This is a genomic window from Nocardiopsis halotolerans DSM 44410, assembly GCF_000341065.1.
Lineage (GTDB): Bacteria > Actinomycetota > Actinomycetes > Streptosporangiales > Streptosporangiaceae > Nocardiopsis > Nocardiopsis halotolerans.
The window spans coordinates 1-7,945 of sequence record NZ_ANAX01000257.1 but is presented as its reverse complement, the minus strand read 5'-3'; the positions used below and the strand labels follow the sequence as shown (position 1 = coordinate 7,945).

Annotated in this window: 9 protein-coding genes; 2 read left to right on the top strand and 7 right to left on the bottom strand. The window is 71.4% G+C overall.

What is annotated here, in order from left to right; all coding sequences use genetic code 11:
- The 4 genes from D455_RS31090 to D455_RS0119895 all read right to left on the bottom strand — a co-directional run.
- On the bottom strand, positions 1-398 hold a 398-nt coding region (locus tag D455_RS31090; protein WP_040684995.1), incomplete at its 3' end, for an MFS transporter.
- A gap of 171 nt (positions 399-569) precedes the next feature.
- Positions 570-1,160 (bottom strand): RNA 2',3'-cyclic phosphodiesterase, encoded by a 591-nt coding sequence (thpR, locus tag D455_RS0119905; protein ID WP_017572462.1) that lies wholly within the window; start codon positions 1,158-1,160, stop codon positions 570-572.
- Between the two features lie 90 nt (positions 1,161-1,250).
- Entirely contained in the window at positions 1,251-2,651 is a 1,401-nt protein-coding gene (locus D455_RS0119900) for an MFS transporter (protein WP_017572461.1), read from the bottom strand.
- Positions 2,652-2,799: 148 nt separating this feature from the next.
- Positions 2,800-4,257: an NCS2 family permease gene (locus tag D455_RS0119895; RefSeq protein WP_017572460.1), complete on the bottom strand. Its 1,458-nt coding sequence runs from the start codon at positions 4,255-4,257 to the stop codon at positions 2,800-2,802.
- A gap of 221 nt (positions 4,258-4,478) precedes the next feature.
- Here D455_RS0119895 and D455_RS0119890 point away from each other — a divergent pair, with 221 nt between their 5' ends.
- Positions 4,479-4,733: a DUF2530 domain-containing protein gene (locus D455_RS0119890; protein ID WP_017572459.1), complete on the top strand. Its 255-nt coding sequence runs from the start codon at positions 4,479-4,481 to the stop codon at positions 4,731-4,733.
- A 36-nt stretch (positions 4,734-4,769) separates the two neighbouring features.
- Positions 4,770-6,266, top strand: a complete 1,497-nt coding sequence (locus D455_RS0119885) for a DUF7059 domain-containing protein (protein ID WP_017572458.1) — start codon at positions 4,770-4,772, stop codon at positions 6,264-6,266.
- 61 nt (positions 6,267-6,327) lie between these two features.
- Here D455_RS0119885 and D455_RS0119880 read toward each other — a convergent pair whose 3' ends face one another.
- The 3 genes from D455_RS0119880 to D455_RS0119870 form a co-directional block, all read right to left on the bottom strand.
- Positions 6,328-6,969: an SRPBCC family protein gene (locus tag D455_RS0119880; protein WP_017572457.1), complete on the bottom strand. Its 642-nt coding sequence runs from the start codon at positions 6,967-6,969 to the stop codon at positions 6,328-6,330.
- 16 nt (positions 6,970-6,985) lie between these two features.
- On the bottom strand, positions 6,986-7,339 hold the full coding sequence (locus D455_RS0119875; RefSeq protein ID WP_017572456.1) for an ArsR/SmtB family transcription factor: 354 nt from the start codon (positions 7,337-7,339) through the stop codon (positions 6,986-6,988).
- Positions 7,340-7,426: 87 nt separating this feature from the next.
- The coding region (locus D455_RS0119870) for a hypothetical protein (protein ID WP_051064666.1) at positions 7,427-7,945 on the bottom strand (519 nt) is incomplete at its 5' end.

Sequence of the window (7,945 nt, the reverse complement as noted above, 5' to 3'; positions counted from 1 at the left end):
GGGGGGGGGCGGCCCGCCATGGAGAAGGCCGCCGGGGTGACGGTGGCCGCGACCAGGGCGGTGAACACGCGCAGCGCCATCAGGGCGGTGTAGGAGGGCGCCAGCGCGGTGACCAGGTTGGCCGCGGCGAACACCCCGAGCCCGCCCAGGACGAGGGCCCTGCGGGGCAGCCGTGCGGTGGCCACCGCCAGCGGCGGGGCGGCGACGGCGTAGGTGAGGGAGAAGACCGTCACCAGCTGCCCGGCGGCCGGGAGACCGACCTCCAGGTCACGGGCGATGTCGGGCAGGAGTCCGGCGATGACGAGGTCGTCGGTGCCGATGGCGAGGACGGCCAGCATCAGGCACACCAGCCAGCCGGCGCCCCGCGCGCGGCCGTTCGCGGTCGTGGAGGAATTCATGGCGGCACGCTAGAACCCTGACGCTGGCGTCAAGGTCAAACCGCGGGGCGGGTCTCCGGGCCGGGAGGAACAGCTGTCAGCCGACGAGGGCTCCGAGGAGCACGATGAGCATGATGGACGCCAGCACCACGGGGAGCAGCCAACGCTGCTTGCGGTTGTTGGTGAGCATGCTCATGACGTGCTCCGCTCAGGAGGTGGGGTGGGATCCGTTTCCCAGCCTAATGCCCAGGTCCGGACGGTTCGGTAGCGGTCCGCCCGCCCCGGTCGGCTCTCCATGAGGTGCGCCTCGCGGGCCCGCCACCTGCGGCTGCGCAGGGTGCCGAGGGCGTGGGCGGTGGCGCTGAGGTCCCTCGCGGGGCGACTGCGGGCGACCGTGATGTGCGGCACGTAGGGCCGGTGCTCGACCGGCACACCGGTCCCGGCCGCGGCGGCGCGCATCCCGTCGGCGAGGGCGCCGAGGGCCGCGGTGTCACCGTCGAGTCCGGCCCAGAGCACGGAGGCGCGGCGTCGGTCGCGCGGGAAGGTGCCCCAGCCGTGCGCGGCGAGGCGGAGGGGCCGGTGGGCGTGGGCCTCCCGGCCGAGGGCGTCGGTGAGTACGGGCACGCGCTCCTCGTCGACCTCACCGAGGAAGACCAGGGTGAGGTGCCACTCGCTGGGCGGGGCCCAGCGGAGGTCCGGGGTGTGGGCGCGGCCCCGGTCGACGGCTCCGCGCAGTGTGTCCGCCACGTCGGCGGGCGGGTCCAGTGCCACGAACAGTCTCATGTGCCCATCCTGCCCCGTGCACGCGGCGGCGGCCTCGGGGACTCGGGAACCCGGTCGTGCCCCGAGGACGGCGGGGCACGACCGGGAGTCTCAGGCGCGGGTGACCACGTCCTCGGAGGGAGGCTGTCCGTCGCCGTCCCGGGCGGTACCGACCTCGGCCGAACCGTCCGGTCGGCGCTCGACGCGGACCCTCTCGGTCTCCGACCCGGTCTCCGGTTCCGTCACGGCCCCGGTCCGGTCGGCGCCGTCGGCGGAGCGGCGCCTCCGGAGGAGGTCGCGCACCCGCACGCCCCTGACCCGCATGAGCAGGGCCGAGATCACCGCGACCACCACGAGGGTGACCGTTCCGCCGATGGCCAGGCTCGCCTGCGGGCCGAACGCGTCGGCGAGCAGGCCGACCACGGGCGCGCCGACGGGCGCCACGCCCATGAACACCAGCAGGAACATGCTCATGGCCCGACCGCGCATCCGCGGGTCCACGCTGAGCTGGAAGGTGGCGTTGAGCGTGGTCACGTAGGTCATGAAGGCGACCCCCATGGGGATCAGCACCACGATGAACGGCACGTAACCGGGCATGAGTCCGGCCACCACCTGGAGCGCGCCGAAGGCCATCGATCCGAGGAGCACCAGGTGCAGCCGGGGCCGGTCCCGGCGGGCGGCCAGCAGGGCGCCCGCCAGCGCGCCGACGGCCAGGAACGCCGCGGCCACGCCGAACGCGTCGGCCCCGGCCTCGAACACGTTGTTGACCATCAGGGCGATCTGGTTCTGGGTGTTGGCCCCGAAGAACTGCGTGCACGCGGCCAGGGCCAGCAGCAGGACCAGGTCGCGTCTGCCCCCGATGTAGCGCAGCCCCTCGCGGATCTGTCCCTTGCCCTTGGGCACCCGGTCGGTGGGATTGAGTTCGGCCGTGCGGATCATCGCCAGCGCGAGGATGGTGAACCCGAACGACGCGCCGTTGATGAGGAAGACCGGCCCGCTGCCGATGACCGCGATGAGCAGACCGGCGATGGCGGGTCCGGTGACCCTGCCCAGCTGGAAGCTGGCGCTGTTGAGCGCGATGGCGTTGGACAGGAGGTCACGGCCGACCATCTCGGGGACGAAGGCCTGCCGTCCGGGGTTGTCGAGCACGGTGACCATGCCGAGCGCGAAGGCGAACAGGTACACGTGCCAGACCTGTGCGGCGCCGGCGGTGGCCAGTACGCCGAGGGCGACGGCGAGCACGCCCATGGTGCTCTGGGTACGGATCAGGAGCCTGCGCTTGTCCAGCCGGTCGACCAGGGCTCCGCCCCACAGCCCGAAGAAGAGCATGGGCAGGAACTGGAGGGCGGTGGTCATACCGAGCGCGATACCGCTGCCGCCGCTGAGCTGGAGGACCAGCCAGTCCTGCGCGATGCGCTGCATCCACGTGCCGGGGTTCGACAACAGCTGGCCGAGGGCGTACAGCCGGTAGTTGCGGTTGGCCAGCGAGCGGAACATGGCGATACGCCGCATCAGTCCCTCCCCGCGGAAGCGTGGGGAGGGACTGATGCGGCCATCGGCGGTGGACAAAGCGGACGAAAATGTAAACGGCGTTGACTCATCAATCGAGTCAACGCCGTTCACCGCCGTGATAATTCCCGCCGCGCGGGAGAGGTCCGGATCAGCCGATCAGGGCGTTGATCGGCGCCTCGGCGAAGTGGATCAGGAAGACGACCGAGATCAGCCACATCAGCGGGTGGACCTGACGCGCCCTGCCCATGACGAGGCTGACGAAGGCGTAGGTCAGGAGGCCGAACCCGATGCCGTTGGCGATCGAGTAGGTGAGGGGCATCATGATGATCGCCATGAAGGAGCCCAGGCCCAGCGCCGGGTTCGTGAAGTCGATGTTGACGACCTGGGTCATCATCATGAAGCCCACGATCACCAGTACCGGCGTGGCGGCCTCGAAGGGCACCAGGCTCACCAGCGGCGTGAACAGGGTGGCCAACATCATCAGGGCGCCCGTGACGATCGGCGCGATCCCGGTACGGGCCCCCTCACCGACGCCCGCGGCGGACTCGGCGTAGATGGTGGCGACCGAGGCCGAGCCCAGCCCGCCGAGGATGGTGCCGGCGGAGTCGGCGATCAGCACCTCGCGGGCACCGCTGATGTTGCCCTCCTCGTCGGCCAGGTCGCCCTGGTGGGCGACACCGACCATGGTGCCCATGGTGTCGAAGAAGTCGGCCAGCAGCAGCGTGAAGATCAGCATGATCACGGTGGCGAAGCCGATGTCGGACCAGCGGGCCAGGAAGTTGAGGCCGCCGTCGGCGAACATCCCGACGAGGGAGAGGTCGGGGAGTCCGACGAGGTCGCCGCCGCCGGTGGGCAGGGTCGGGACCGTCAGGCTCCAGCCGAGCTCGTTGTCGCCGCCTCCGGAGACCGCCTCGACGACGAGGGCGACGACGGTGGCGATGATGATGCCGAGCAGCATCGCGCCCGGCACCCTGCGCACGTAGAGGGCGATGGTGACCAGCAGGCCGAGGACGAAGACCAGGATGGGCCAGCCGTTGAGGCCGCCGTCCCCCAGCTGGAGGGGGGTGCCATCACCCGGCTGCACGAAACCGGCGTTGACCAGGCCGACCAGGGCCAGGAAGAGGCCCACGCCGACGGCGATGGCGACCTTGAGACCCGGCGGGATGGCGGCGAAGACCGCGGTGCGGAACCCGGTGAGGACCAGGATCAGCAGGATGATGCCCTCGACGATGATCAGCAGGAAGACGTCGGACCACGGCATCAGCGGGGCGACGCCGTAGGCGACGACGGCGTTGAGCCCCATACCCGCCGCGATGGCGAACGGGTAACGGCTGACGACGCCCATGAGCAGGCAGGAGATCGCGGCGACCAGGGCGGTGACGGCAGCCACCTGGGGGATGCCCAGGGTCTCTCCGTTGACGTCCTCGGCCGTACCGATGATCAGTGGGTTGAGGACGACGATGTAGGCCATGGCGAAGAAGGTCGCCAGGCCGCCACGGACCTCGGTTCCGAAGGTGGAACCGCGTTCGGAGATGCGGAAGTAACGGTCGACGGCACCTGATGGCCTCTTGGCGGTGCCGCTGGGGGATGGACTTGGAGTCTTCAACTTCGTCAGCCTGACCTGGTCGTGCTTACGGGACAAGAAGGATTCTGCGCCAGATTAGTTGCATGTTCGCACAACCCAGAACACATGTTTCACTCAGTTTTCGGAGGAAACACCATATGGTCGGATGATCCGCTCAGGGGATGTGACGAATCCGTCCTCCGCGATGAGTGTGATCACACACGCGCGGCATCGTCCCGTGGACGAACGGATAGCCTGGAGACGTGCGCAGACCTCGCCGCCCCGACCCGGACGTCCACGAGAGCGACTACCGCGTGCCCGCCGCGATCGGCACCCTGGCGTGGACGGTGGCCCTCGCGGTCCTCCTCGCCATGGGCGACGGTCTTCCCGCGTCCGAACGCTGGTGGATCGGCGTGTGCCTGACCGGGATGGCGCTGGGCGTGTTCGGGTTCCTCTACATACCCCGCCTGCTGCGCAAACGCGCCGAGAGCGAGGAGCACCGGGCCGAACGGCCCTGACCGCGGGTCACGGCGGTCCTGCCCGATAATGGGCGGGTGTCTGAGACGAGATTTCCGCGCGGTCTGGCCGAGCGACTCCGCGGCATCCTCATCGACGCCGACTACACGGTGTCCGGCGTCCGTGACCGACTCGGCGACGCCGCCGCGCGTGCACTGGCCCGCGAGGAACTGGTGCCCGCCCTACGCGCCACCGGCGGGGACGAACGGCTCGGGTTGCTGCTGCGCCTGTGGTGGCTCCAGTCGCCCATCCCCGCGCGGGCCGCGCGCTCCATCCTGCCCGTGGACGAGCTGGCCGAGGCCGGTCTGGTCACCGTGGAGGAGGGAGGCGGCGGGCCCGTCGTGCGCGCCCTGGTGCACCTGGGGCCCTGGGAGCTGGAGGACGGCAGGCCCGGCTTCGTGGTCTCCGACCCCAAGGTGCGTCCCGGCGGCGGTACCGTCCCGCGGACCGACCACGTGGTGGGTACGGGCGGTGCGTCGTCCACCCTCTCCCAGCTGATCGTGGACGGGCCGGTCGAGCGCGCGTTGGACGTGGGGACCGGCTGCGGCGTGCAGGCCCTGCACCTGGCCTCGCGGGCGCGTGAGGTGGTGGCCACCGACCTCAACCCGCGCGCGGTGCACCTGGCCGGGATCAGCCTGGCCCTGTCCGGCGTCACCGACGCCCGCCTGGAGCAGGGCTCACTGTACGAACCGGTCGGGGACGAACGGTTCGACCTGATCGTGTCCAACCCGCCGTTCGTGATCACCCCCGACTCCTCCCGGTACACCTACCGGGAGTCGGACCTGCCCGGCGACGCCGTGTGCGCCGAGCTGGTGCGGCAGGCCCCCGCGCACCTGACCGAGGGAGGCTGGTGCCAGATCCTGGCGAACTGGGTGCACCGCGACGGCGACGACTGGGAGGACCGGGTCGGCGGCTGGGTGACCGGAACCGGGTGCTCGGGCTGGGTGGTCCAGCGCGACGTACAGGACCCCGCCGAGTACGTGGAGCTGTGGCTGCGCGACTCCTGTGAGCACGGCACCCCCGAGTACACCCGTCGCTACGACGCCTGGCTCGACTACTTCGAGCGCGAGGGCATCAAGGGCATCGGGTTCGGGTGGATCAGCCTGCGCAACGACGTCGCCCAGGACGCGACCGTGCGCGTGGAGGAGCTGCGGCACGAGATCGAGCGGCCCGTGGGCCCGTACCTGCCCGACGTGGTGGACGGCGCGATGACCGCACTGCGCCTGACCGACGCCGCGCTGCTGTCCGCGCACGTGGCGCTCGCTCCGGACGTGGTGGAGGAGCGCGTGGGACGCCCCGGTGCGCCGGATCCGGAGAGGATCGTGTTGCGCCAGCGCGACGGCCTGCGACGCGTGGCCCGGGTGGGCACGGTGGAGGCCGCCCTCGCCGGGGTGTGCGACGGCACCATGCCGGTGGGCCCGCTGCTGGACGTGATCGCCGAGCTCATCGGCGAGGACCCGGCACTCGTGCGGGAGCGCGCCCCCGACGCGCTGCGCACCCTCATCTCGGAGGGGTTCTTCCGGGTGGCCCGCTGACCGCCGGGGTCCGCCGGCCTCCTCGGGTCCAGCGGGCCAGGCGGGCTCGGGCCCGGGCGGCTCAGGCCTCGGATCCGGCCTCCGGATCGGCGGTGTAGGCGGCCACCGTGCGCCCGGCCGCGGCCTCGGCCTCCTCCGGGTCGACTCCCGCGGCGGCGTGCGCCTCGCCCCACCGGCGCCCGCTCAGCTCCGTGAAGCGGCGCGCCTCGGACGAGGCGGCCCACTCCGTGGCCTCCGGCGGGACGTCCGCGCCCGAGGACAGGTGCAGGGCCAGGCCGAGGAGGCCCATCTCCCAGCCGATGCCGGTGGCGCCGGGCCCGTACTGGGCCCAGTGGTCGTTCAGCGGCGCGACGTGGGTCAGCGCGAAGCGGGTGCGCTCGTCCGACAGCGCGGTCAGGCGCACCTCCACCTCACTGCTCTCCCCGCCGTACTCCCACGTCACGCGGAAGGAGTGCGGCGGTTCGCAGCTGAGCACCCGGCCCCCGGCGTTGCCCTCCAGCTGGTACGTGCCTCCCTCGCGCAGGTCGCCCGTGACCGGCATGAACCACCGGGGGATGCGCTCGGCGTTGGTGCAGGCGTCCCACAGGTCCGCGATCGGGGCCTCGTAGTCCTGCGTCAGCGTGATGGCGGCGTCGTCGCCGGAGCCGCCGAGTTCGACCGAGCGGTCGACCGCGTCGATCCGCCGCTGGATGTCGATGTCCATCGTGTACTCCCCTTGCTCATCGGTCCCGCCCCTCGTCGGCGGACTGTCGGCGCTCGCGCCTTCCCCGGGCGAGTTCGGTCTCCAGTGCCATCAGGTGCGGCTCCCAGCGGGCGGCGAAGCGCCGCAGCCAGGCGTCGACGTCGCGCAGCGGGGAGGGGTCGACCGCGTAGAGCCTGCGGGCACCCTCCCTGCGCACGGTGGCGAACCCGTTCTCCCTGAGCACACGCAGGTGCTGGGAGACGGCGGGCTGGGAGATGCCGAACTCGGCCCGCACGACCTCGGTCAGCTCGCCGGAGGAGTGCTCGCCTTCGTTGAGCAGCTCCAGCAGGCGGCGTCGGACGGGGTCCCCGAGGACGTCGAAGGCGTGCATGTCACCACCCTATAAGCAAGGGGCTATATAAGCGAGTTTTTATAAGAGTGTCGTGGCGACGGCCGCGTACGCCCGCCGCGGGGACCGTCACGGGCGCGCGTCGGTGAAGACCACCTCTCCGGTGCCGTACTCGGTTCCGTCCTCCAGCAGCCTGAACCCCGGGGTGTCCGTGTGCACGGTGATCTCCTGGTCACAGTCCAGGCCGATGACGTGGTTCCCCCCGGGCGGGAACTCGTGCAGGTCCACCGGCAGACGGGCGCTGCACTCCGCGGTCTGCTCCTGGTACGCGAACTCGATGGTGGGCTGGTACCCCGAGAGGAACGGGGTCGTACGCCCGTCGGCGTGCATGGTCAGGTCCACGGTGATCTGCTCACCCGGCTGGTAGGTGTACTCCCTGCTGGTCCCTCCCGTGGGAATGTCCGCGGGCAGACCGCCGGACCCGTCACCGCCGCCGTAGCAACCGGTGACGGCGAGGAGGGCGCCGAGGACCAGGAGGGGTGGGGTTGCGCGCATGGGGATCCTGTCGGTCTCGGGATGTCGGGAGTACCCGTGTGGACGCTCCGCGCGCACCACGAGTTCCCGGGGCGGAGCGGCTCCCCGCGTCGG

Coding starts and splice junctions, on each gene's coding strand:
- thpR (WP_017572462.1), bottom strand. CDS start 1,160: ATGAGACTGTTCGTGGCACTGGACCCGCCCGCCGACGTGGCGGACACA.
- D455_RS0119900 (WP_017572461.1), bottom strand. CDS start 2,651: ATGCGGCGTATCGCCATGTTCCGCTCGCTGGCCAACCGCAACTACCGG.
- D455_RS0119880 (WP_017572457.1), bottom strand. CDS start 6,969: ATGGACATCGACATCCAGCGGCGGATCGACGCGGTCGACCGCTCGGTC.
- D455_RS0119875 (WP_017572456.1), bottom strand. CDS start 7,339: ATGCACGCCTTCGACGTCCTCGGGGACCCCGTCCGACGCCGCCTGCTG.